The sequence below is a fragment of the Enterococcus sp. R12 genome, from assembly GCF_058135755.1.
This window is the reverse complement of record NZ_CM176874.1, coordinates 1,512,216-1,538,499: the sequence shown is the minus strand read 5'-3', so window position 1 is coordinate 1,538,499 and position 26,284 is coordinate 1,512,216. Positions and strand designations below refer to the sequence as shown.

Here is a 26,284-nt window from a genome sequence, read left to right as displayed (position 1 = left end):
TGTAAAAAGGAGCATATATACCATGTTGTTACAAGAAAAAATGCGCCAAATCAAACTAGCCCCCGCCGAACGATCGTTGATTGATTATTTATTAGCCAATCCGACCGCGATGGCGGATCAAACCATCAAGGAATTATCTGAAAAAACCTATGTTCATCCTTCTACTTTTATTCGGATCGCCAAAAAATTAGGCTTCAATGGTTGGCTCGACTTAAAAACGGCCTTTGTGGAAGAGCAAACTTATATGAGCAGCCATTTTACCGATGTGGATGCGAACTTTCCCTTCTCTTCCCATGACGGTATTATGACCATCGCCAAAAAGTTGGCAAAGCTTGAACAAACAACGATCGAAGATACGCTTTCCTTGATCCATCATGATGAATTACAAAAAGCGAAACAATCGTTGCTCAATGCCAACCATATCAGGATTTTCGCCAGCAATGCCAACACCTTGATTTCTCAAGACTTTGTTTTGAAGATGCGGCGTTTAGGAAAAAGTATCCACGTCTGCGATACCTTCGGCGAAAGTGCCTATGAGGCATCCAACTGTACCTCCGATACGACCGCAATCTTGATTTCTTACACAGGTGAAAACAAAATGGTTAAAGAAATCGGTAAGATCCTTGCCGAACGGCAAGTCTCCATCATTGGGATGACTAGTATTGGCGAGAATGCGTTAGCGAAATTAAGCGATTGTGTCTTAAATATCACAACAAGAGAAAGGCTGTATTCAAAGATTGCAAATTTTACGATCAATACCTCGGTTTGCTACTTGCTAGATTTGTTGTATGCAGTCGTCTTTTCGGAGCACTATGAGAAAAATCTGCAGCATTTGATCGATATTGGGATGGCATATGATAAGCGCCCCACTTCATCGACGATAATCGCTGAACCAACCTATGATAAAAACCTTCATTATAAGGACTCACTGTTTCCCAATTAAATGACTGTCAAAAAGCGATCGCGCCTTCACGACCGATCGCTTTTATCCTTATATAGCTGTTTTTGCAGGAAAATGTTTCCTAAACTAAAGCCGTGATCAAATCATCGGAACAACCAACTTCTCGTTTGTCAGACTCGATGATATCCAAATAATCCGCTGAGTTGGTCACTAGCACTGGGGTCTCAATATTGAATCCTGCTTTGATCAATGCATCTTTATCAAAGCTGATCAATTTTTGTCCACGAGTGACTTTATCGCCTTGCTTCACATGCGCTTCAAAGAACTCACCATTCAATTGAACAGTATCCAAACCAATATGGATCAAAAGTTCTAAACCATTCTCAGAAATCAACCCGATGGCATGTTTGGTTGGGAACAATGTCATCACTGTACCATCAAAAGGAGCCACGACTTCGCCTTTTGATGGATGGATCAGGATGCCTTTTCCTAGCACTCCTTGAGCAAAAGCTTCATCTTTGGCACTGCTTAGTGGCGCGATCGTTCCTTCCACTGGAGAAGTGATCACTTCTTTTCGAACAGTCATCGCTGGTTGTCCTTCTGCGATTTCTTCTTCCACTGCATCATCTTTCCAGAAAGCCATGGTCAAACCAAAGCCAATCGCTGCAGCGATCAAGATTCCGAAGACAGAGAACCACATGCCACTAGCGTCGCCTTCTGGAGTGATGTAGTTGAAAATGCCAAAGACCCCTAACCCACCAGAGGTGTAGCTCGTTGTTCCATTGATCATCAAGAAGGCACCTGCGACCGCACCACCGATCATTGAGTAGAAGAACGGCATTTTTTTCGGTAACGTGATCCCATAAATCGCTGGCTCCGTTACACCGAAAAGCCCTGAGATAATAGCTGGTGGACATAGTGCTTTCAATTTTTTATCTTTCAGTTTAAAGTACATCGCCATCACTACGGCTGTTTGAGCAAAGCTGGCACCAAATGATGCTACCAAAATCTGACTGTAGCCTAGTTGTGTCACTTGCATAATGTGTAGCGGAACAACTGACCAATGCAAACCGAAAATAACCAGTACTTGCCAGAAGAAACCTAGCAACAAGCCATAGGCAGCTGGTGAAAAGTCCATCAGCGCTTCAAATCCTGCGCTCAAAAGATCCGTCAACATACTGATCACAGGTCCAATCACCAAAAACCCAATTGGCAATGCAATCAATAAAACCAAGAAAGGCACTAAGAACGTTTGGACAACAGAAGGAATGATTTTTTTCGCAAATTTTTGAACTTGCGCAGCAAAGGCAATGATAAAGATGACCGGCACCACACTGCTAGTATACGTTGCGCCAACCCACGGAATCCCTAAGAACGTTTCGTATGCTGGCAAGCCTAACAAGCTATACGGTGCAGCAGCTCCCTCGCCAGCGCCTGCAAGAAATGCGGCTTGCAAAGCAGATCCTTGAATCGTTGGGTAACAAAGCGCTGACCCGATCACGATTCCCACCATTGGATTTAAGCGAAACTTTTTCGCTGACGTATACCCTAAAATCACTGGCATAAACATGAAGATCGAATCGCCGATCGCATTGAACATCACATAGGTACCTGTCGTCGTTGTATAATCGATCAAGCCTGTTGTACCAATAAAAAGCAACAGTGCGTTTAGTCCTTTGATCATCCCCGCCGCACACAAAGCCCCCAAGAAGGGTTGGAAGCAGCCGCTCAAAATATCGATCAAACGATCAAACAAGTTGCCACCTGAAGCTGTTTCTTCAGCATCACCACTGATTCCTGCTACATCGATCACTTCTGCATAGACATCAGGTACATGGTTTCCGATAACCACCTGGTATTGACCGCCACTCTTCATGACCGTCACGACCCCATCCATGTTCTTTAAGACTTCATCATTTGCGACGCCTTCATCCTTTAATTTAAAACGCAGGCGTGTGATACAATGCGTCAAGCTATTGATGTTCTCTTTCCCACCAACATTTGCTACGATTTTTTCTGCTAATTCACGATATTTTCCCATTTTTGATTCCTCCAATTTTTTGTATTGAAGGTTTAGCCAACTGAATGTCACTATCCAAAATGTTTTCTTTTTTTGATTTCTTGCTACATGGTCAGATGCCTTGAAGCTGACGTTTGATAAGAATCATTGCGAAGAAATTCTTCTTTTTCGACACCTTCTCATGAATCAAGAAATCCTTCTCCTTTCTTGTTTTTTTCAATCAACGATTCTTTTGCACAAGTCTGGCAATATGAATCGTTAAATACAAACTTTCGTCACTGGACATTTGATACTGATACTGATTTTCTAATAGCTCAGCGATTTTTTGTACGCATTGATACGCATTTCGATACTTCACTTTGACCATAGCCAAAAGATCTTCATCGGTTTCATCCACATGAGTAGTATGGTTTTGCATTCTTGAAACAAAAAATTTCAAATGCGTAGTGAAGCGATAAAAATAAACGGACTCTTCATCAAAGGTTGTTTTGAAAAAATATTTAACAATGTTTATGATGTCTTGCATCGTTTGGGTTAGTTCAGCAATATTGCCTTGGTCACCATTCTCAGTTTGCGCATTGACGAGATGCAGAGCAATAAAGCCAGCTTCGTCATCTGGCAGCTGAATCCCGTAATGTTCTTTGATTTTCTCTACTGTTTTGCAGCCTATTTGGTACTCATCGGGGAAAAAACGCTTGATATCCCACAATAAGACATTTTTGACCGTCATTCCTTTTTTCGATCGTTCAATGGCACAGTGCATGTGATCCGTCAACGAGATGTAAATGGAATCATTGATTGGGGATGACAATTCTCGCCGAGCATACTCAATGATCTCATTGGATAATTCAAGATATTCCAGTGGTAAGTCAGCAAGCAGCTCTTGAAATTGAGATAAGATCGTCTGATTTTCTAAGCGATACACTTTATCGACCGTTTCTGAAGAAATTTCATCTCCCACTTTTTTCTTAAATGCAATCCCCCGCCCCATAACAATAATCTCGTTTTGACTTTGATCGGTAGTGATCACAACATTATTGTTTAACACTTTACTGATTTTCATGTCCTACCCCCACTTACTTTATCATTGCGGATATGGTTCATTGCTTGTCTTTATTGCTGAGCCAACAGTCAACACAGAAAAAACCTCATGAAAGCAGCGCAAATACCGCAGCTTCATCAGGTTTAGCTTGTTAAAAATCAACAATCACTATCCATTAGAACCAGTTTTATTATCTTTAACATAGCAAAGGTAGAAAGCGCTGTCAATCTTTGTTCGTTATTTTTATATTCATCCCTTCTTTCTTTTTTCGTACAAAAAAACCTTAAAAACGAAAGTCTTTAAGGTTAGCGTTTCTATCAAAACTATTAAACTTCACTTGCCTGCAAACGGTACATATCGGCATACAACCCTTTTTGAGCCAAAAGTTCATCATGGGTGCCTCGTTCGACGATCGAGCCTTTATCAAGCACCAAAATCAACTCGGCATCGCGGATGGTAGACAATCGATGAGCGATCGCGATCGTGGTTCGCCCTTGACGCATATTTGCCAACCCTTCTTGGATCAGTCCTTCTGTTTCAGTATCGATATTGGCAGTCGCCTCATCCAAGACCAGCACTTTCGGATCGGTCACCATGGTGCGGGCAAAGGAAATCAATTGTCGCTGCCCACTTGAATAGCTGGCGCCCCGTTCAATCACTTTGGCGTGGTATTTACCAGGTAATTTTTGAATAAAGGCATCTGCTTGAACAAATTTTGCTGCTGCTTCGATCTGTTCCTCACGAATGTCCTGATTCAATAAGCGGATATTGTCAGCGATGTCCCCATAAAACATGAAGGCGTCTTGCAATACGAGTCCGACTTTTTTCCGAAGCTCTTCCATCGTGAAGTCGCGGATATCTTGATCATCGATCAAAATTTGCCCTTCCCCGAATTCGTAAAAACGCATCAACACATTGATGATCGAGCTCTTGCCACTTCCTGTGTGACCGACTAAAGCCACGGTCTCACCTGGATAGGCGATGAAAGAAATATGATTCAATACGTTGTTTTTTCCATCATAGGAAAAACTGACATCGCGAAATTCGATTTTTCCTTTGGTGATGGTTTGACTAGCATCGGGGTTTTGCTGGGGCGTGTATTCTTCGTTATCCATAATCTTTAGAATACGGCTGCCGGCGACCATCCCATCAGTAAAGACGCTGAGAAAATCCATCATCTGTGTCATGGGATTAAAAAATCCTTGAATATAGGTCGTAAAGGCGAAAATCAACCCGACTTCGATGGGCGATTCTAAGGCATCAAACCCAAAGACCGTCAACGACAAGGCGATCGCTAAGGCATACAACAAACTAATGATTGGTGATAATAGCAGCGCATTCGTGCGGATCATAGCGTATCTGGTTTTCAAATAATCATCGTTGGTCGCTTCGAATTCTTCATTCAGCCGCGCCTCTTGACGGAATTGCTGAATGATCTGCATACCAGAAATCGATTCATTCAATTTCGTATTCAGCTGACTCAGTTTTTCCCGCATTTGACGATAGATACGAGAGCTGAATTTTTGATAATACCAGATGACTACCATTAGGATCGGCAGAAAAATCAAGTTCAGTAAGGCAATTTTGACGTTGATGCGGAACATGGCGGCAAAAGAAGAAACCACCGCAAAAATTCCTGTCAATACCATCAAGAAGACATACCAAAATTCATACAACGTTTCTGTGTCGTTGCTGACCCGTGAAACGATCGAACCCGCTGGCGTCTGATCGAAATAGCGCATCCCAAGACTATGCAATTTTTCAAATAATTTTGCTCGAATATACTGATAGGTTTTTAAAGAACCCATCGAATAAAGGAACCATTGGAAAAACCAAATCACAGCTTTTACCAACACCCCAAAGAAATACAATGCAGCAAAGAAATAAATGACTTGCTGGGTCGCCGTTTGATTGGTCAAATAATTATCCATAAAGGTTTGAATGATCAAAGGCAACAGGATATTGACGATCGATAGCACAAAAGCAAAAAAGATCGCTGCATAGAAGGTTTTTCGAAATGGCTTGGCAAAAAGAAACATTCGTTTGATGATGTTTTTTTGCTCTTTAAAGGGAATCGATTTACTCCATTCTGATTCTTGCATTAGGCTTCACTCCCTTCGATTTTGGCTTCTAGTTGCTGTTTGTCCCACATTTTTTTATACCAGCCATTTGCAGCCAATAATTGTTCATGGGTCCCGCGTTCACTGATTTTCCCATTGTCGATCACCAGAATTTCTTCTGCATGCTTGACACTGCTTAGGCGGTGGGCAGCAATGATCGTTGTTTTATTCTGACGGAACGTCCGCAACTGTTGTAAAATAGCTTCTTCCGTTTTGGCATCTACTGCTGAAAGGGCGTCATCTAAAATCAACAATTCTGGATCAGTGATCAAAGCACGGGCAATGGATAAACGCTGTTTTTGTCCGCCAGAAAGAGAAACACCACGTTCTCCCACCATCGTTTCGTACCCTTCAGGAAACTGACTGATATCCTCGTGGATCACTGCCAATCCAGCAGCCGCTTCCACTTCTGCTTGAGAAGCCCGTGGTTGCGCAAAGCGGATATTGTCTCGAATTGTCATGGAAAATAAGAAATGATCTTGCGGAACATAACCGATCGACCCCAAAAGAGCATTCAAGGAGTATTGCTTGCTGTCAATGCCCCCAAAGGTGATCGCCCCGTCAAATGAATCATACTCTCGCAACAAGAGCTTCATCAAAGAGGTTTTTCCAGCACCGGTTTTCCCGACGACACCAAGTGTTTGCCCGGCAGGCAAAGTAAAGTGGATGTCTTGCAGGGCAAAATCATCTCCTTGATAGTGAAAATCATTGATTTTAACGTCAACCGTTCCTTGGGCTGGGGCATCGACCGCATCTTTGGCTTCAATGATATGGGTCTTTGCCGCCAACAATTCGGCAACCCGATCATAACTAGCATTGCCTCGTTCCAGCACATTAAACAGACGTCCGATGGCAAACATCGGCCAAACTAACATACCGATATAACTGATGAAGGATACCAATTGACCGATCGAGATGGTACCGTCCATGACATAATTGCCGCCGACGATGATCGTCAGCACATAGGAGATTCCGATGATGATCGTAATAAACGGATCAAACAAGGCATCCAGAAAATTGACTTTGCGGTTTTTGATGATGGCATGGTCGATTTTGGTTTGAAAATCAGCGATGTCCTCTTTTTCCTGTCCAAAAGTTTTGATGACTTTCATCCCAGTAATACTTTCTTGGGCCTTGTCGTTGATAGAAGAAAATGCTTCTTGCGAGTCACGAAACGCATCATGCAATTTGCTGCCAAGAACCCGTGCCATGACTGCTAAGAAAGGCAGCGGCAATAGAGCAATGATCGTTAACCGCCAGTCGATAAAGAGAACCATCGCAATGATGGTTGCCCCTCCCGAGATGAAGGAATCGGCAAAGGTCAAAATCCCTGCCCCTGCCACATTTTGGATGGCATTCAAGTCATTGGTGGCATGGGCCATCAAATCACCTGTCCGATGCTTTTGATAAAACAACTGATCCATCCTTGTAAAATGTGCAAATAGCTGTCTGCGTAACGTTTTTTCTAGCCGAGCGGCACTGCCCCAGATATGCGTTCGCCAGACAAAACGAAACACGTATTGAGCGATGGCTGAAGCAATCAAGATCATGACCCAAAAAAAGATCGTCTGCATCGAGATCTCTTTTTCCGCAATCTCATCGATGATGATCCCGATAACTTTGGGAGGTGCCAACTGTACCAAGGCGACCAAGACTAAAGAGCCTACGCCTAACAAATAATGTTTCTTTTCTTGTTTAAAAAACCAACCTAACTTCCTAAATATTGACATAACACTCTCCATTTCTTTATGACCTGTTGCCTAAATTTTGCGATTTTTCCGAATATTCATTGGATTCAGATTCGATTGCTTCCCCGCTATTTACAGAACGTAAACAGAAAAAGCAGCTTAGGGACATTTTTTATTCGTTGCTGCGTTTTGCCGCAATAAAAAGCGAGCTGATAAAATCAGCCCGCTTTTTAGAAAAAAACCTACTTTTGGTTTTTCATTTGCTGCATCATCTGACGAATTTTTTTCTCAGAAGGTTTTTGACCCATTGACATCATCATCGAGCGAAGCATATCCTCATTAACGGGAGGATTTTTCTTTAGATAATCTTGCATATATTTACGCGCCAAAAAGAAGCCGCCGACAGCGCCTAGTAATGCTGCAACAACAGCGATCACGATTACGATTCCTACACTAACCATTCGAAAACTCTCCTTTCTCTTGTACTCTCAATGAATCATTTTACTAGAAAAAAACACAAAAAGAAAGAGTGAAAGCTGGATTTATCCAAAAACTTTCACTCGTTTCCTCAACTTAATGCGACATCTCTTTTGTTGAATAACCAATTTGTTAAAAGGTAGATTAAAACACTGTAAACAAGGATCCCGATCGCCATTTCCCAATAGCCCAATCCTGGATCAAAAGCAGTCATCTGCATGTCAGGACTACTTAATACACTCGGTATCTGCTCTTTGATATTCATAAAATTAAATGGATTCCACTTCAGCCATGGGTATTTTTCTTGCGCAAAAAGCATGATCGAGTTGATGATGCTGCTTCCAAACAACATACCCAAGCCTAAGCCTACCGCCAGACTTTGAGAGCGAATGACGGCTGAGATAAAGAGGGTCAATGCAATATAAAAGACAATCAATAGCAAGTTGGTTCCCGCAAAAACAAGGGCAACGAGAATCGCCGCTAGCCCGTTGTAGCCAGTAGCAGCAAAAGGTGATTCAGCTGCTAAAAATAAATTGGCAGCTGCTAAACTACTAATTAGTAAAACAGCGGTCCCTAACAGCGCAAATAAAAACGTGTTGATGGCTTTTGCTGCTAAGATTTGGCTTCTGGAAAAAGGCCGAATCAATAAGAACTTAATCGTTCCACGACTGAACTCTTCTGCCACTGAAGAAGCCGCCACAATCACTACAAATAAGTTTAAGAACGACGTCATATCGCTTAAAGAAGCAAATAAATCATTGGCCCCAATTTCTGGACTACCTAAGCGTACAACATAGGTCAAGCCAAACGTCATTAAAACCAATAAAAGCAGCATGATCCAAGTAGAACGCTTTTTGGTTAATTTGATCCATTCATTTTTTATCAATGTCAGCATGCTTACAAACCTCCTTCTTCGGTCCAAGCCAAGAATGTATCTTCTAAAGAAGATTGCTTTGTCCGTAGTTCTTTTAAGCCGATACCCGCCGTCACGATCGCTGCAGCGATGTCAGAACGCTGATCTGATTGCAACGTGACGTGCAATTCGTCTTCTACATGCAAGACCTCGACGTCAAAGGAAGCTTTTAACAGTGCTTCTGTTTGCAAGTTATCATCAGTTGTGATGATCAACACATTTTTCTCTGCTTTCAACTCTGCCATTGCTACTTGATGAGTGACTTTTCCTTTTTGCACCACGATCAAATGATCGGCAATTTGTTCGATGTCGCTTAATTGATGACTGGAAACTAAGACAGAAACTCCTTTTTCTCTCAAAGAAAGAATCATTTCTCGAAACTCCCGCATGCCTTTAGGATCCAGGCCATTCATCGGTTCATCTAAAACTAATAAGTCTGGTTGATGGACCAATGCCTGGGCAACACCTAAACGCTGACGCATCCCTAATGAATAGGTTTTGACTTTTTGATGGATATGTCCTTCTAAATGCACCTGACGGATCAGGGCTTCTAGCTCAGAGGCTGTGCCTTTTTTCATCGCCATACGCTGATACTGCATCAAATTCTCATAACCGGTCATATAATTATAAAACTCAGGATTCTCAACGATCGCTCCGACTGAGGCAATCGCTGTTTTAAAAGAAGAATCCAATAAATTTCCCATAATGGCAATCGATCCTGTGTTGTGCTTCATCAAGCCAACGATCATTCGGATGATCGTCGTCTTCCCTGCCCCATTGGGCCCTAATAAACCAACGACTTGTCCTTGGTCCACCACAAAGGAAACATCATCAATGATTCGTTTGGTTCCAATCAATTTGGAAACATTTTGCAGTGCTAATACTTCTGTCAAAGTTACCCCTTCTTCCTAACACCATTTCTGCAACGATTTTAAATAAAAAACGTTATGATAATATGTATACCATGCCATCTCTGTAAAAAAAAGTCAAGAAGTGAAAAAGGAACATCGATGCTCCTGTTTTTGCTTCTTGACAACTTCCTGTATCACTGTTGCTTTTCACGTTTGCCCTATTGCTGCTGGTCAAACGCTTGGCAAAATTATAAGTTCTATTTGCTCGATCTTATAGCGGGGTCACTCCGTTTGGGTGAATGCCAGTTGGGCGAACGCTGCCTTGTTCTTGGCACTTCTGATCTGTTTGATCACTTGCTTGAGCTGTTTCCACTCCTTTGCGCTTGGGTGACCATTCCAATAAAAGAGGTAAGGCTGTTCTTCCTCGGAAAATTCCTGATGGATCGGATAATCGCTGATCACCAAATCTGGTTTTTGAGACAGCGAATAATGGGCCATCGCTCGATGCGTGGCATTCATCAAGCGGTTCTTGATCCAAAGCTCTTGCGTTTTTCCGTATTTCGAATGGATCGAGAACGTGACCGGCTGTTCATATTTGATAAAAATAACTCTCAGTAACATACAGTATTGAAAAATCAAACGATCATTCATTTGCAGTAATCTACGCAACGCTGGTAAAGAAACAGTCGCTTCCAAAAAAAACCGTTTCATGGTTGGATAAAGCACTGGAAAAGCGGCTTGCAGCTCTTGCTCGTCGGTTGTTTTGCCAAAACTATCGCTTTTTTGTCGCGTACCAAAGCAGCTAGAGGCGGAATGGATCATGACCAGATTAACCAGTAAATAGTTTTTTTCGGCTTCTGTAAACGTCAACCGAAAATACACGGCTAGTTTTTCAACGAGCTGCGCTTCTTGCTGGTACTTTGGCTGAGTCAGCCACGAGATGTTAGCAGCATCGAGATCCTCCTCAAGATAGGTGTTCATTACCCCAAACATATAATACAAGAAGCTGCGTTCAACCTCCGAAATTTCAGAAAACGGCAGATGATTCCTGTGAAACAATGGGTTCAAAAAGACCTGATCAAACTGATTTTTTTCAATTAATGGGTGCTCAAAGGTAAGTACTTCGTTGGGTAAAAACGAAAGCGGATGCTTTTGATGGATTCTTTGCACGGAGATAGCGAATAGATGAAGAAATTTATCGATATCGATTTTTCTCATATAAGAAGCATGGGTTTCAAACAACGCTTCAGCCTGCGCTTTCTCCTTGATCGATGCCAAGACTTGTGAGTCCTTCTCATCAAAAATTTGCCAATAGGTAAGATGATAAAAATAGCGGATCGCATATTCAGCACCTGCTAAAGGATCACCTTTTTTTAAACTATAGGACAAATGATAGTTCGCCAAAACATGATTTAACTCCTGCAATTTTCGTTGAATCGTGCGGGGACTGCTAAAGGTTTTGTGGCTGAGTTGTTCAAGGGAATGATAATCCCCCTGAAAGAGTGCATCCAGCAAGATAAACCCAACGGTTCCCTGCAACAATACACTATAGGCTTGGCTCAATAGAAATCGTGGAGAAAAAGCAATCGACACTTCTTTTTCCAGCCGATCATAGGTCAAAGTAAACTGAGGATAGCGTGCACGAAACACCTCTACTTGCTGAACGATCGACTGCATTTTGTTGGTTTTCCTATCGAAAACACCTGAGAGCTCTTTAATTGTATAGTCTTTCTTGTTCGTTTCGTAACAATAACTTAGAAACGCATAAATTTGTTTTTCTGTCGTATCCAAAAGTGCCTGTAACATGAAATTTCCCTCGCTCGTATAATCAGCAAACGCTGTTTTTGTCCTAAATTTGTCATCTTACAAAATTGTAAGCTGGCAGTGTTTGGTGATCGTACCACCGTGCGCTCTTTTCTGTCAAATCACTTTTAACAAATTTTCCTTTCGTTATCTGTATATTTTCATAAAAAAGTCTGACGCCTCAAAACGATCGTCAGACTTTTTGTTAAAATGGTAAAACAAAACGTGATTGTGCTTTCTGGGGAAGAAAATTCCAATCGTGGGTTATCAATTCTCTCATTATCCTCGGCTTTTTTCTTTACTGTCTCTCATCAGAAAATAACTTTCGATTCAGCCAGTAAAGGAAGACAGTAAGGATAACCACGCCTAGACCAAAGAGTAAATAGCGAATACTCGTATTTTTGCTGCCGGTTTTCGGTAGTAAGGCTCCATTGACCTCCTCAGCACTGCTTGTCTCCGTACGTTGTTCCTGTTCCATTTTCACTGAAGACGATGCTTTAGCGAGTTGTTTGCCTACGGGATCATTGGAGGAAACACTTCGCTTGCTTGACTGACTTTGGTTAGGCGGTAATTTGTTTGGTTTCGTTTCTGAATCTGAAAGATTCTCAGATGCCGCTTCACTAACGGTCGTTGTTCCTGTTGTTGCGGTGGTTTCTCGACTCCTAGTTATATGAGTCGATTCACTCTCACTAATTGGTTGGGTGTTGAAGTTTTCTGACTCACTTGCATTGTGACTACTTTCGATACTTTGAGAATCCTGACTTGTGTTTTCCGTAGTAGAAGTCCTTGGATCCGTCGATTGAGAGTCGCTAAATTTCGGTTCGATACTACTAAAGGAAGAGCTTGTTTCTTCAGACACCTTAGAGCTTGCGCTTATCTCAGAGTTCGTGGTCTCACTAGAGCTCGGGGGTGTTATTACCTGCCATTGACTAGGCTTCAAGTTTTCAGTAATCGTTGTTTCACCGTCATAAATCACAACTAAATCTACTTTATCCACACTTTTGATCTCATCGATGGCCATCTCAGCATAGATCCTTAAGTAGTTTTCAACACCTGAAAACCAATCGACATTTGTTAGATACGTTTCACCAATCACCTTTTCACTGTGTCCATTGCCATCCCAACCATAAGTTAAACGGATACAAACGTTTTGTGAAGTCAGCGTTTTGTTCGGCCGTACCGGGATCGTAATGACTTTCAAGGCTTCATCATAGATCACTCGATTCGTTTGAACAGAAAACGATAAATTCCCTCCGGCTCGTTCTTTTGCTGAAGTATGATCGAAACCAAACACCAGCAGCAATAATCCCGCTAACAGCAAAATCAACACAATTCCAACCAGTTTTCTCATTTCCTCACTTCCTAAATGAATATTTCAAGATAACTTGATAAGGAAATTATAATAAATTCTCAGAGAAAACATGCGCCGAAAAAAAAAGGAAAGACCCAATAAAATGGCATCTTCCCTTTGCTATAAAGCATCTGAATTTGTTGTTAGTCTTCCACGGAATCAATTGGGCGTGCTTATTCACACATTTTACGATTGTTCTACGTCCATTTAATCGAAACCACTATTCAAGAAAACCTTTGTTCGATAGATAGTAATAAATTATAAACCGCACCAAGGAGGTTCGCTTCGTTCCCGTAAAGACAAGCTTCGATGCTAATTTCTTTAAAATTCATTTCCAAAAGTGGTAACTGTTTTCGAACTGAACGGTACTGGTGTTTTATTTCTTGTATTAAAATCGGTTGGGCACTAATGCCACCACCAATCACTAGTTTGTCAAGATCAAGTGTCACCTGCAAATTAATAATCATCCGTGCAATCAGCTGACAATAGTCCACAAACAATTTCTTTAACGCCACATTCTCACCTTTGACTAGTTCATCAAAAATAGTTTTCCCGTCATACTGATCTTCCATATTTAAAAGTGCTGCCCCACTTTGCACGAAGCCTACAGCGGAACCTTTCAACCCAATTAGTTGTTCCAAAGATAGTTCTCCAGTCATATTTGCTAAAAAGCTTATCTCACCAGCCTGAAAGTTGCTTCCTTGATAAAGCTTGTTGTCGAGAATCAAACCACAACCAATGCCTGTACCCAAGACAATCGCTGCCCCGTGTGAACAGTCTTTTAGATTTCCAATCCACCATTCTGCTAACGCGGCGGCTTTTCCATCATTTGACAATGCACAAGGAAGTCCGTGTGTTTCTTCGATATATTTTTTTAGTGGGTATTCATGAAGATACGTTAGTGCTCCCCCGAAATACACAACTCCTTTTTTGGTATCAATTTTACCTGGTAGACTTATGCCTACCCCCTTGATTTGGTCATGATAGCTTTGAATAATAGAAGAAATCGTTTCGAGGAAATCGGTCAGATCATTCGGGGTTACACGTTGTTTTTTCTCCACGATGCTTCCTGTGTAATCGATCAATGCAAATTTGATTGCTGAACCACCAACATCAATTCCTAAATAATTCATCTATCCACTCCTGCTCTTTAATCGAACTGGTTTTTAAATTACATAACTAATCGTTCAGTTTGTTAGTTTTCTGACACTCTCAATTGTTTACTAAAGAAGAATGTGATCAAAGCAAAGCCCGTAAAGACATAGCCTGACGAAAGCATACTGAATGCTGCTGACTGGTTAGTAAAAAAGTTGCTGATAGCAGACATAATATACGGGGAAAAGAAAACACCCAAATTAACGCCTACCATGCCAATTGATACTGCTAAATTTGCCGCATTTCTCGGTGCTTTTTGCATTAGTATCCCAAAAGAATAGGGTGTATATAATGCTGCTCCCGCACTGGCTAAAAAGATTGCTACGGTCAATGAGAACATGCTCGAACTGTTCGAGATTAAAAAGAATGAGATCCCCAAAATAAGATAACTAATAGGCATTGTGTAATGTTTCGTGTACTTTACAATGTTTCCATACAAAAAATTACAAATAAATGCGACGATCGTCGCCAATGATAGAGCAGTGCCTAAAAACTCGGCATTCGAAAAATTTGCTTCTAAAACAAACGTTGTTGCTTTCGTGTATAAATTCATAATAAATGCAAAGGTGAAAAAGAAGCCTAGCGCCGATAGAATGGTAAAAGAATTTATTTTGATCGTTCCCTTATCTTTCTCATCGCCTTCAGTCTTCGTGTGAATTGTTGGAATAAAGAAAAGAAACAAAACAACTGGTACCAAGGCTAAACCATAAACGATGTATGCATACTGCCAACTGATCACAGCCAACTGACTTGCTAAAAAGGTCATAATCATCTGACCTAAACTTTGAAAAGCAGTTTGATAGCCTAGCATTTTATTACGAAGCTCCCCTTCATAAAAATAATCAATCAGACTCACAGCCAATGAATTGTACATTCCCAACCCCGCACCAAGCGCTAAACGCGACAGATAAACAATTGTATAATTTTCTGTAATCATGGGAACCATCCCACTGATCCCAGCAATCGTCAATCCTAATAATACAACCGTCTTTGTCCCTAAACTTCTAACTAAAAATGTGCTTAGTAAAACAAAGATCATGATCGTAATATTTGGTGCAGTTACTAAGGATTCTACGGCAGTCGCCGAATGATCAACAAAGGTTTCTTTCATTTTAGAGACCGCTATGGCAATTGTTCCGCCCGATTGCAGCATCAATGAAATTGAGAGAAGTGCTAGCTTAAAGCTGGCACTTCTCGGTCTTGTTTTCTCCATAAAAACACTCCTTTTTTTGATGGCTTTTATTACTTTTGAATGAATATTTTGACGTCCCAAGGGTTTAGCTCAACACTCGTTCCGGCAATCGTTGTCTTATTTTCAAAAAGGTCAAAATATTCTTTGGTGAGACAAATTTTTTGAGGATCATTACAATAATTAAAGTAGAAAGATACTTTTTGACCTTGTTCATTTAAACAATTTTTGATAATTACAGGGAAAGCTTCTGAGGGTCTTTCAATTTGAGCATGGGTCAACATTTCAATGAATAATTTACGAATCACTTCATTTGAAGCAAAGCACCCAATATATGTTGCTGTGCCTTTTCCATAATGATTTTTTGTGATGGCTGCATATTTTCCCCAGTGCTGATGATTGTATGAAGCGATCGTCTCTGCAGTAGTTGGGACCAGCAGTTCCATCCATTCAGAAATATCATACGTTGTTGCTTCGTCATCCGCGAATGACAGAGTCACATTCTTTGGCTTAACAAATTGCTGATAGTGGACCCCACAAACTTCCGAGATATAACCTGGCTGAGCGGTGGTCCGAACTTTCACATGCTCATCCGTAAAGCCAGACTTAAAGGTATAAAGAATATGTCCTCCATTTTCCACAAATTGATTTAGCTGTGCCAGTTCTGTGTCAGAAGCAGTGTATAAAGCTGGAACGATCAGCAACTTGTAACGGTTGATTCGTTCATCACCAACACTTATTACATCAGCGCCAACATTCAAATTATAAAGTTCGTCATATAGTTGACGAAAAATATCATTGTAGCCATGCGCACCGTTATTATATAATTCATGACCAGAAAACGGGAACCAGTCATTTATGGCTGTCAAGCTTTCATTACTGACAACAAAGGCAACTTGATTTTTCTGTTGTAACCCAGAAAGTTCTTTTTGGTATTTTTTCAACTCTGAGCCAATAATTTTCGCTTCGTTATAAACTGGATTTGGTTGCAGATCATGGCTTAACAAACCTTTCCAATAGGTTTCAGCAGAATTATGAATCGAATGCCAGTGCCAATAACAGATCATTGATGCACCTGAAGCAATATGGCTGAACGCTTGCAATCGCAATTGATTTTCATAAGGAACCCATTCCTTAAAGGCCTGTGCTTCTGTTTCAACAACAAAATAATTTTGATCTTTTGTTGTCCTAGCAACATCTCCCGCAAATGAAATCTCTCTTCCCGTGAGTTCATCCTGTGAAGGATGGTAAACATCAATTCCAGTAACATCGAGAGGTTTTGCAGCTTCAAAATGATTGACGTCTGGTTGAATGCCGAAAGAATAGCCACGCCATTCAAAATCAAAGTTGTGCATGACAAACTGATGATCTTTCTTATATTCATTGACGATCGAAACTTGCCATGCTAAAAAATCAGTGACAAGTTTTCTTTGGAATTTTGAAAACTCACTGCCTAAGCTCCCATTGATCGTACCATTAACAGATGGAAAATCTTCCCAAGCATTGATGCGATTGCTCCAATAAGACAAACCAAAGGCTTGATTCATTGCCTCCAAATCATGACTGAACATTTCTTTTACATATTTTTGAAATTGAATCTGGACATTTTCTCCTGCAGTTCCATAATGTTTCGTTTCATTATCTACCTGAAAACCAATCACCGCTGGATGATCAATGACTTCCTCAATCAGCTTTCGTATAATTCGTTCACTGTAATAAAGGTATTGAGGATTTGTTATATCCATAATTTGTCGCGCGCCGTACGTTTTCTTTCCTTCTTTCGTAGTAACCAATACCTCCGGATATTTTTTTACTAGCCAAGTCGGTACAGCATACGTCGGTGTTCCTACGATTACATCAATTCCGGCTGCATGCATTGCATCTAAAACACGATGGACCGACTGAAAATCGAAAACTCCTTCTTGTGGTTCATGGGTACTCCAAGTACTTTCCGCGATGCGCACAACATTGATATTCGCGTCTTTCATCATTTCAATATCTTTTTGCAACCGATCGTAGGGCATATACTCATCATAATAAGCAACGCCGTAGTGAATCTTACTCATAAAACTTCCCCTCTCTTTGAAACCGCTTTTATATTTGTGTTTACATTCTATAAAACATTTGCTAATCTGTATATGGACAAATATTTAGAGAATTTGTACATTTTTCAGGTGGTGGATCTATGAGTATATTAAAAGATGCTAAGCGATTACCAGCAATTGATTGGAAATTATCGTTCTTCGGGGGGCATACACAAGAAGTCGATGAGGGATGGTCTGTAGCTGAGGACAAGCACTTGGCTTTTGAATTGATCTATGTCATTCAAGGAAGTGAAGATGTTATTATAGATAAGACTTGTTACCACTTAGAAGCAAGTGACATGGTCATTATTCCCCCAAACAGCCTTCACAAAATCCAGGCCGGCCCTAGGCTTCATTATTTTTGCACGCATTTTGATATTGACGACCCAGATTTCGTCTCTGACATGATCAATTACAGCGACATTAAGATTACACCACAAAGTAGTTTTTTTATAGCAATCAAAGAAGTGATCCAACGTTGGATTCAATTGATCAATAACCCCGCTATCAAAGAATTCGAAAAGAAAATGCACATTCAAATTTTATTATCCCAATTTCTGCTTATATTGAATCATGAGATTGAGAAAAAAAAGCAACAGCAGCTCTTCCAAGAAAACAGCAACTTAACGATTCACTATGCAAAAACTATTTCAAAAAAAATTCAGTTGGAACTACAGAAAATTTGGAAAGATCCTCAAAAGCAGCGCTGTTTGTCTGATATATCAATCAAGGAGCTGATTGAAGAGATTGGTATCCAAGCATCTTATGGCAGTACTCTCTTTAAAAGAGTGTATGGTCTTTCTCCAAAAAAATATGAATCATCCTTAATTTTAAAAGAAGCAAAAAATTTGCTTAAGATCCACTCTCTTTCGATTGAGGAAATCAGTGAACAACTGCGTTTTAACTCCCTAGCAAGTTTCAGCAAACAATTTAAGCGGTGGGTCAACATGTCTCCGCAACAATACCGAAACAAATACTACAAATCGCTGAAAGAAAACGAATAATCAAAAAGTCGTTGAAACTATATTGTTTTCAGCGACTTTTTGATTGTTCAATTTTCATTGCATCTAAAGATAACAAATAAAAACGAACCATTTATATGTAAAGTTAGCTTTGTGTATCCAGTTCCCAAAAAGGTATTTGAAAAGTTCTCGCTCCTTTGTGAATAAAACGTTAGTATACACGTGCCAATGAATAATCTCTTTATGCACGATAGAGAAAATACAACGGTAGTTTTGCTAATTGGGATTCAGCGATTCAGCAAACATCAGGAAATGTTTCCATACATAAAAACACGATAGAAATTTTGAATAAACTGAACCCTAAGCAAAATAAACTGCCAATAAAACAGTTTAATATTTATCATTTAAATATATATTATATATAATATATGACCATTTTTGCGCTAAAATTTAAGTATAAGCAAATCAACCTTTAGGAGTACGTGTTCGATGGAATTAGAGCCAAAAGTAGCAAAATTGATTGTTAAAAGCTTAAAAGATATCATCAACCATGAAATCAATCTTTTTGATACCTCGGGTACGATCATAGCTAGTACAGATACCGTGCGGATTGGTACCAGTCATGAAGGCGCCCGTTTAGCAGCCAAAAATCAACAGACATTAACGATTGAACATGACAATCAATTTAAAGGAGCAAAAAAAGGAATCAATATCCCGGTCCTTTTTAATCAATCTGTTGTAGCAATTATTGGAATTACTGGCGAGCGTACAAAGGTAGAACCTTTGGGGAATATTATCAAAAAAATGACGGAGATTTTGATCCGAGAAAACTGGATTCAATTGACAAATTTCCATCAACGGCAAAACTACCACAGTCTAGCTACAATGCTGATCGCTCCTCAAAGAGATGATAGCTTGGCGGCTTATTTAGCCTCGCTCCTGGACATTGATTTGGAACGACCGCGCATCCTCGTGATAGGGAAATTCCTTTTTACTAGAGAAAAAAATAATCTGAATTATGAAAAACTGCTCCATACCATCCAATCGCATTTGCACATTTTTCCAGGTAGTTTCTTCTCGTTGATCAATCAAGAAATTTGCCTGTTTTTCGAAAAGCAGGAAGAAGCTTCGCTGATCCCCCTACTGATGCAAATGCAAAAGGATATTTCTAAGCGTTTTGATCGTCAAATGTCCTTTGGGATCGGCGGTTTAGCAGAAACCATCGATGAGTATTGGTCTAGTTATGAAAAGGCGCAAAAAACCGTCAATTGGTTGATCAATCAAAAAAGTGCGACCATCTCTTCTTATCAAGAAATGGATTATGGGTTGCTCTTTGTCGGGATTTCTACAGAAGATAATAAACAATTGCAAAAGAAAGTGCTTGGCAGTCTGACTGTTGAGGAGATTGAGCAGTTCCAATTGATCTTTGAAACGTATAAACGCTACAATGGTAGTATTATGAAGTGTGCCGAGGCACTTTTTTTACACAAGAATACTTTTCAAAACAAACTGAATCGCATCACGGAAAAGACGGGCTACAATCCACGTAATTTGAGTGATTTTACTGTGTTGTCGGCTGCTTTTATGAGTTATCGCTTGTCTAATCTAGAGAGATGATTTGTTGAACAAGCAAATGCTTCAGCGTAACAAACTTCGCATTTAAAATCGATGGTATCATTTGTTGTTCAAGTCATCTGTTTCCAATCAGCCTGATTATCCATCAACAGCCTAACTCATAGCACCAGCAACGTTTCCCTGTTTTCTTTCTTCCAGTGGACGCAAAATTGTTTTTACACTGTATTTTTGAGTTTCAATACACGCAACAAAAAGAGCGCTCCTGTGAGAAGAAACGCTCTTTTATTATGTCCTTTAGTTGTGAACAGCTCGTGCTCTCTTTTCAATGAAAAGGAAAACAAATGACCTCGATTCGTTACTGTTAACCTTGCAGTTTTAAATCATTGATCGTTTCATAATAGTTTGCGATTGCAGAATGATCCCTTTTTTCTAATCCGTACGCTTTCAGTGATTGCATAATCTCCATTGCAGATGCTGTAAATGGTGTAGAAACATTACTATCATGTGAGGTGTCTAATGCATTTTGCAAGTCCTTGATATGCAATTCGATACGGAAACCAGGATCGAAGTTACCAGAAAAAATCTTTTCTGATTTTTGATCCATGACTGTGCTTCCTGCCAAACCTGTCCGAATGGCTTGATAAACTGCTTCAGGAGAAACACCTGCTTTTTTGGCTAGACAATAAGCTTCAGAAATAGCTGCGATGTTGATCGCTACAATCATTTGATTGGCTAGTTTCGTAATATTTCCAGCCCCTACTTCACCGACTCGTGTCACAGAAGAAGCCATCGTCTTCAATAAAGCTTCATATTTCTCAAAAACTGCTTTTTCTCCGCCAACCATTACCGCGATCGTTCCATCAATGGCTTTTGGTTCTCCACCAGAGACAGGCGCATCAATAAAATGGACTCCTTGTTCTTTCAAACGAGCCGCAAAGTCTTGGCTGGCTTTTGGTGCGATTGAACTCATATCAATAACTGTTTTACCAGCTGACAAGCCTTCAGCGATCCCTCCAGGATTGAATAGCGCCGCTTCTACGTTTGGAGAATTCGGCAGCATCGTAATGATCACTTCTGCTGCTTCTGCCACCTTGGCGCCTGACTCGGCTGCATGTGCACCAGCTGAAACAACTTCATCGATTGCGGATTGGTTAAAATCAAACACAATAACCTCATAGCCATTCTTTACTATATTTTTCACCATTGGTTTTCCCATGATTCCTAAACCGACAAATCCTACTTTCATCAATACCATCTCCTACTTTCGTTGATTTAATAAATATGCTCGGATCGCGGTTTCTCCAGCGATCACCACATTTTCCTCTACTTGTGTCATTGCTTCTTGCAAACTCATTGGTCGATGGATAATTGGCAAAATAAGGTCAATTCCAGCGGCATAAGCTGCCGAAACCTCTTTCTCCCGACTACCGACCACAGCAATCACCGGTTTATCGTGCTTTTTGGCTAGCTCGGCAATTCCCACAGGAACTTTGCCGTTCAGCGATTGCTGGTCAAGCTTGCCTTCGCCAGTTATGACGAGAGCAGCTTGGGCAATTTTCTTTTCAATTTCTACTAAATCTAAGATCGTTTCAATACCGTTGCACGTTTTGGCTTGGCAAAACACTTGCAATGCAGCCCCTAGACCGCCTGCTGCCCCTGCACCTGGTGCGTCAGCAATATCAATCTGCATCTCTTTTTTGATCACAGAGGCATAATGTTTCATCCACTGATCATAGGTTTTCGTTTGGTCAATCGGAATGCCTTTTTGAGGACCATAGATAGCAATGGCACCTTTTTCACCGACTAACGGATTCGTTACATCCGATAAAATATTGATTTTTACATCCTTTAATCGTGGATCGATCTTAGAAATATCTATCGAAGCAAGCTTTGCTAATCCAGCTAATCCTCTCGGGATGTCCTTTCCTTGATCGTCGTAAAAGGAGACCCCTAACGCTTTTGCCATTCCAGCCCCGCCATCACTTGTTGCACTGCCGCCTATGCCAAGGTAGATCTCTTTTGCGCCTTCATCGAGGGCAGCCAAAAGCAACTCCCCTACCCCGTAAGTCGAAGCATTTAAGGCATTCTCAGCATTTTGCTCGATCAAAGTAATCCCACTTGCTTCTGCCATTTCTAATACGACGATTTGATTAGGTAAAACACCATATTGCGCCTTCACAGGATTTCCCAATGGATTTTGAACAGTTATCCTTTTTCGTTTTCCTGCCAAGGCATCAACTAAAGCTTCGACTGTGCCTTCTCCACCATCGGCGACTGAAAATTTATCGATAGGACTATGAGGCAAAACCCGACGAATCCCTTTTTCTAACCACATTGAGATATCTTTACTGGAGGCACTTCCTTTGAAAGAATCTACTGCAATCACAATTCGCTGTTCTTCCATGAATCCACCCCCTTTTCTATAGTTAGGCTTGATTATAAGAAACCCGCCTTCTTCATTTCATCAATCATCTTGTCTAACACAACGCCCTTACTTGCTTCCGTCGGCAAGATCGAAGGTCCCACATTCAAGCCCATCAAGTTTGCCATATCTTTGGTAGCTGAAGGGAAACTTGCTGCATCTTGCGATAAACGGATCGGGTTCAGGGTAAATTGGTTCTTTAGCGCGCCTTGGAAATCACCAGATACGTACTGGTCATAAATACCGCAAACCAATTCAGGATAAATATTTGCCGTTGAACACACACCGCCGACTGCTCCCACACAGAGTGAAGGATAAACAATGGTATCTTTTCCTGCAATCACTCGAAAGCCAACATCAGCATTCCGTCGAACCAATTCGCTTAGGAAGGTCAAATCTCCGCTCGAATCTTTTATCCCTACGATATTCTCAACGGTATGCGCCAGCTTTTCGATCAATGGTTGACTCAACGAATACCCAGCTCTTGCTGGATTGTTATACAAAAGCACCATCGTATCGGAAACCGCGTCTGCGATTGCTTTAAAATGATTGTACAGTGCTTCTTCTGTGGGTTTGATGAACATTGGGTGTAAAACGGAAATACCAGCGATCGGCAATTTTGCTGCCCGTTTGGCAAGTGCCACCGCATGTTTCGTACGTATTGGGCCCATCCCAAAGAAAACAGGTACTTTTCCAGCGGCTTCATCTAAAATGATTTCTGTTGCTGCAAGCATTTCATCATGTTCGAACATATAAAACTCACTATTACTGCCAAAAGCCAAAATGCCATGAACACCATGATCGATCACATGCCGTACGATCTTTCGCAACTTAGTTTCACAAATCATTTCTTCTTCATTCACTGGCGTTAGTAAAGGAACAATGATCCCTTTAATCTTTTCTTTTTCCATTATGGTCAATCCTCTCACTCAAAGCTTCGATTAATTTGTATTCGCTCGATTACTCTCTGACTAAAGCTGGTTTTTTATTGTCAAATGTCCAGCCAGGAATCAAGTACTGCATGGCAATCGCATCATTGCGCGCCCCTAAGCCTTCTTTTAAATATAGTTGATGCGCTGCATCTAGCTTTTCTCGGTCAAGTTCTAGCCCAAGGCCATGGGAATTTCTTGGAATGGTAATTTCACCGTTTTTGATTTGATGCGGATTTTTGGTCAAGCCTTCGCCATCTTGCCAAATCCAGTGGGTATCTGCGGCATTTACTTCCCCAGGTGCTGCCGCTGCAGTATGAGCGACCATCGCCAAAGAAATATCAAAATGATTATTGGAATGCACACCCCAAGTCAAATCTAGGTCATGACATAACTGCGCCACACGCACACTGCCTTGCATCGTCCAAAAATGCGGATCTGCCAGCGGAATCGTCACACTATCTAAGCGAATCGCTGCTTTCATTTCTCGCCAATCCGTTGCTACCATATTCGTCGCCGTCGGCAATCCTGTTTTTCGGCGGAATTCTGCCATCGTTTCTCTACCAGAGAAGCGACCTTCTGCACCACAAGGATCTTCTACATACGCTAATACGCCGTGAAGGTCTTTGCAAAGCGCAATTGCATCATCTAGTAACCATCCGCCATTCGGATCAAGGGTAATCCGGGCATTGGGAAATTCTTTTTTCAACGCTTTGACGGTTTGTACTTCTTCTTGCCCTGATAACACGCCGCCTTTTAATTTAAAGTCCTCAAAACCATAGCGCTCATAGGCAGCTTTCGCTAACTTGACGATTGCTTCTGGGGTCATCGCTTCTTCACGACGTAGTGCTCCCCATGAATCATCGAGCGTATTGTCAGAAGCATAAGGCAAGTCTGTTTTGTTGCGATCTGCTACATAAAACAGATAACCTAAAAACTTCACTGATTCGCGCACTTGTCCTTCACCTAACAAAGCGGCAACGGGCACCTGCATGTGCTGTCCTAGTAAATCCAACAATGGCGCTTCAACAGCAGTCATAACATGAACCGTCGTTCGCAAATCAAATGTTTGGTTCCCGCGCCCACCAGCATCCAACTGCGCATAACGTTCGTGAATCTCTTTCACGATGTTTTTGTATTCGCCCAAAGTCCGACCCACAACTAATTCACGACAGTCTTCCAATGTCTGACGAATTTTCTCACCACCTGGCACTTCTCCTAAACCTGTATTACCCGTGTCATCAGTTAAAATAACGATATTTCTAGTAAAGAAAGGGCCATGGGCTCCACTTAGATTTAATAGCATACTGTCATGTCCTGCTACAGGGACAACTTCCATTTTTACGATTTTTGGAATCATCAAAATCTCTCCTAGTCAAATTGATAGTTTTTAATATACTGTTTCCCAAAAAAAAGAATACAGAGTATCGAGTGCAGACTTTTCGTCGAAAAACAGTGAATTTCTGTGCTAAAGAACATTTTTAAATAAAGATCCCCAATAAGATCCCTACTAGCGTCCATGCCAAGCTGATTCCCCAGAATTTAAAGAAGGAATAACGCAAGAATTTTCGTACATTGGTTTCCCCTAAATCACAAGCCATGATGATTTGTGGTTGGGCAATCAGTGAAGCAAACGCACCAATATTAAAGAATAATGTCAAGGCAACAATATCTGGAGCAACGCCATATTCTCCTGCTAAAGCTGCAATGATCGGAATGAGCGCAAAAAACCAAGTATCGTTGGTAAACAACAGCATCAATGGCGTGCTGAAGATAGCGATCGCAATATGAACATAGGGACCAACAGCTGCGGGAATAATATTCACGAGAACTTGAACCATCGCATCCATCATGCCCGTTCCTTGCAAGATCCCCACGACAACCCCAGAAAGCAAAACGATGGGCGCAATCGGATATGTTTTTGAAGCATATTTACTGATCAATTGATTTTGATCTTTGAAGTCTGGATAGTTCACACACAAAGCAATGATCAAACCAGCTGCGAAAATATAGTAAGAAGGCAGGTTTGAAAACGACAAAGCGATCACTAAGAGGATGGTCAAGATCAGATTGAACCAAAATAGCTTGGGACGAGCAAGCGGTCCATAGTTTTGCTCTTTCGCTAATGAATCAGCGATCCCTTCAAATTTTTCTCCATTTGCCATATGCTTTTTGTGGACACCTAGACCTAAGAAATAACCAAGGATCATCGTTCCGATAAAGACAGTGATCCAAACAGGTAGCAAGGTGGTAAATAAGGTCATCGGTGCATTGGGTACATCCGGAAGCAGACTTGCAGCCCGTAAGATCCGTGCGTTCCATGGTGTGATCGATCCTAACATGATACCGACTGAGCAAAGAAAAACGAGTATCACCGGATCGATTTTCAACTTCTTAAATAGCGGCAAAAACAACGGGATCGCAATTAGATAGGTCGACATGACACTTCCATCTAATGTGGTGATCACCGAAATAAACACAGTCAAGCTGCAGAGAATCGGTGCTTTGATTTTTACTTTTTTCAAAAACTTGAATACCATAATATCGAAGACTGCTGCATCAGATATCAGAGAAAAATAAGGTAATGAAAACATGATCATCAAAAAGATGTCTCGTGTCATATCAAGACCGTCAGCGATATATCCTTCCGTCGCTGTCCAGCTTGCCCCGCTTAAGAAAGAAAATCCGACAGGTATCAATGCAAAACAGACAAGTATATTAATTTTATTTCTTAGTAATAAACCCGTGATCAATGTCATCATGACAAAGCCAAGAATAGCTAAATAGCTCATTTTTTATATC

Annotated in this window: 20 protein-coding genes; 3 read left to right on the top strand and 17 right to left on the bottom strand. The window is 41.0% G+C overall.

Annotation, left to right across the window (positions count from 1 at the left end; genetic code table 11):
• Positions 1 to 22: 22 nt before the first annotated feature.
• Entirely contained in the window at positions 23 to 943 is a 921-nt protein-coding gene (locus tag ACTW1R_RS07055) for a MurR/RpiR family transcriptional regulator (RefSeq protein WP_010748037.1), read from the top strand.
• 79 nt (positions 944 to 1,022) lie between these two features.
• Here the strand turns inward: ACTW1R_RS07055 and ACTW1R_RS07050 are convergent, their stop codons facing one another.
• From ACTW1R_RS07050 to ACTW1R_RS06995, 12 genes are all read right to left on the bottom strand, one after another.
• Positions 1,023 to 2,942: a beta-glucoside-specific PTS transporter subunit IIABC gene (locus ACTW1R_RS07050; protein WP_074931551.1), complete on the bottom strand. Its 1,920-nt coding sequence runs from the start codon at positions 2,940 to 2,942 to the stop codon at positions 1,023 to 1,025.
• A 199-nt stretch (positions 2,943 to 3,141) separates the two neighbouring features.
• Positions 3,142 to 3,984 carry a BglG family transcription antiterminator LicT gene (gene licT, locus ACTW1R_RS07045; protein ID WP_005225819.1) on the bottom strand — a complete coding sequence of 281 codons (843 nt, stop codon included), beginning with the start codon at positions 3,982 to 3,984 and terminating at the stop codon, positions 3,142 to 3,144.
• Between the two features lie 305 nt (positions 3,985 to 4,289).
• The gene (locus ACTW1R_RS07040; protein WP_010748035.1) at positions 4,290 to 6,065 is read right to left on the bottom strand and encodes an ABC transporter ATP-binding protein; all 1,776 of its coding nucleotides are present in this window, start codon (positions 6,063 to 6,065) and stop codon (positions 4,290 to 4,292) included.
• Positions 6,065 to 7,813 carry an ABC transporter ATP-binding protein gene (locus ACTW1R_RS07035; protein ID WP_271814410.1) on the bottom strand — a complete coding sequence of 583 codons (1,749 nt, stop codon included), beginning with the start codon at positions 7,811 to 7,813 and terminating at the stop codon, positions 6,065 to 6,067. Before ACTW1R_RS07035 ends, ACTW1R_RS07040 begins: the two co-directional genes overlap by 1 nt.
• A gap of 200 nt (positions 7,814 to 8,013) precedes the next feature.
• A complete protein-coding gene (locus tag ACTW1R_RS07030; protein WP_005235432.1) occupies positions 8,014 to 8,232 on the bottom strand; it encodes a YneF family protein in 219 nt (72 codons plus the stop codon).
• Between the two features lie 107 nt (positions 8,233 to 8,339).
• Positions 8,340 to 9,143 (bottom strand): ABC transporter permease, encoded by an 804-nt coding sequence (locus ACTW1R_RS07025; protein WP_489927546.1) that lies wholly within the window; start codon positions 9,141 to 9,143, stop codon positions 8,340 to 8,342.
• Between the two features lie 2 nt (positions 9,144 to 9,145).
• Complete coding sequence (locus ACTW1R_RS07020; protein ID WP_489927545.1) at positions 9,146 to 10,054, bottom strand: ABC transporter ATP-binding protein; 909 nt, start codon at positions 10,052 to 10,054, stop codon at positions 9,146 to 9,148.
• 240 nt (positions 10,055 to 10,294) lie between these two features.
• Positions 10,295 to 11,818: a helix-turn-helix domain-containing protein gene (locus ACTW1R_RS07015; RefSeq protein WP_271814415.1), complete on the bottom strand. Its 1,524-nt coding sequence runs from the start codon at positions 11,816 to 11,818 to the stop codon at positions 10,295 to 10,297.
• A 295-nt stretch (positions 11,819 to 12,113) separates the two neighbouring features.
• Positions 12,114 to 13,166 carry an LPXTG cell wall anchor domain-containing protein gene (locus ACTW1R_RS07010; protein WP_489927544.1) on the bottom strand — a complete coding sequence of 351 codons (1,053 nt, stop codon included), beginning with the start codon at positions 13,164 to 13,166 and terminating at the stop codon, positions 12,114 to 12,116.
• A 224-nt stretch (positions 13,167 to 13,390) separates the two neighbouring features.
• On the bottom strand, positions 13,391 to 14,299 hold the full coding sequence (locus ACTW1R_RS07005; protein ID WP_271814419.1) for an ROK family protein: 909 nt from the start codon (positions 14,297 to 14,299) through the stop codon (positions 13,391 to 13,393).
• 62 nt (positions 14,300 to 14,361) lie between these two features.
• Entirely contained in the window at positions 14,362 to 15,534 is a 1,173-nt protein-coding gene (locus tag ACTW1R_RS07000; RefSeq protein WP_271814420.1) for an MFS transporter, read from the bottom strand.
• Between the two features lie 29 nt (positions 15,535 to 15,563).
• Positions 15,564 to 17,576, bottom strand: a complete 2,013-nt coding sequence (locus ACTW1R_RS06995) for a beta-galactosidase (protein WP_271814421.1) — start codon at positions 17,574 to 17,576, stop codon at positions 15,564 to 15,566.
• 119 nt (positions 17,577 to 17,695) lie between these two features.
• Between ACTW1R_RS06995 and ACTW1R_RS06990 the strand changes: the two genes are divergently transcribed.
• On the top strand, positions 17,696 to 18,598 hold the full coding sequence (locus ACTW1R_RS06990; RefSeq protein ID WP_087627344.1) for an AraC family transcriptional regulator: 903 nt from the start codon (positions 17,696 to 17,698) through the stop codon (positions 18,596 to 18,598).
• Positions 18,599 to 19,045: 447 nt separating this feature from the next.
• Entirely contained in the window at positions 19,046 to 20,173 is a 1,128-nt protein-coding gene (locus ACTW1R_RS06985) for a CdaR family transcriptional regulator (protein ID WP_086338334.1), read from the top strand.
• A gap of 319 nt (positions 20,174 to 20,492) precedes the next feature.
• Here the strand turns inward: ACTW1R_RS06985 and garR are convergent, their stop codons facing one another.
• The 5 genes from garR to ACTW1R_RS06960 all read right to left on the bottom strand — a co-directional run bounded on the left by garR (position 20,493) and on the right by ACTW1R_RS06960 (position 26,274).
• On the bottom strand, positions 20,493 to 21,377 hold the full coding sequence (gene garR / locus ACTW1R_RS06980) for a 2-hydroxy-3-oxopropionate reductase (RefSeq protein ID WP_086338335.1): 885 nt from the start codon (positions 21,375 to 21,377) through the stop codon (positions 20,493 to 20,495).
• Positions 21,378 to 21,389: 12 nt separating this feature from the next.
• Entirely contained in the window at positions 21,390 to 22,535 is a 1,146-nt protein-coding gene (locus ACTW1R_RS06975; RefSeq protein ID WP_271813361.1) for a glycerate kinase, read from the bottom strand.
• Positions 22,536 to 22,567: 32 nt separating this feature from the next.
• Entirely contained in the window at positions 22,568 to 23,464 is an 897-nt protein-coding gene (locus tag ACTW1R_RS06970) for a dihydrodipicolinate synthase family protein (RefSeq protein WP_086338337.1), read from the bottom strand.
• A gap of 49 nt (positions 23,465 to 23,513) precedes the next feature.
• The gene (locus ACTW1R_RS06965; RefSeq protein ID WP_175445283.1) at positions 23,514 to 24,842 is read right to left on the bottom strand and encodes an enolase C-terminal domain-like protein; all 1,329 of its coding nucleotides are present in this window, start codon (positions 24,840 to 24,842) and stop codon (positions 23,514 to 23,516) included.
• Between the two features lie 121 nt (positions 24,843 to 24,963).
• Complete coding sequence (locus tag ACTW1R_RS06960; RefSeq protein ID WP_159160471.1) at positions 24,964 to 26,274, bottom strand: SLC13 family permease; 1,311 nt, start codon at positions 26,272 to 26,274, stop codon at positions 24,964 to 24,966.
• Positions 26,275 to 26,284 lie beyond the last annotated feature (10 nt).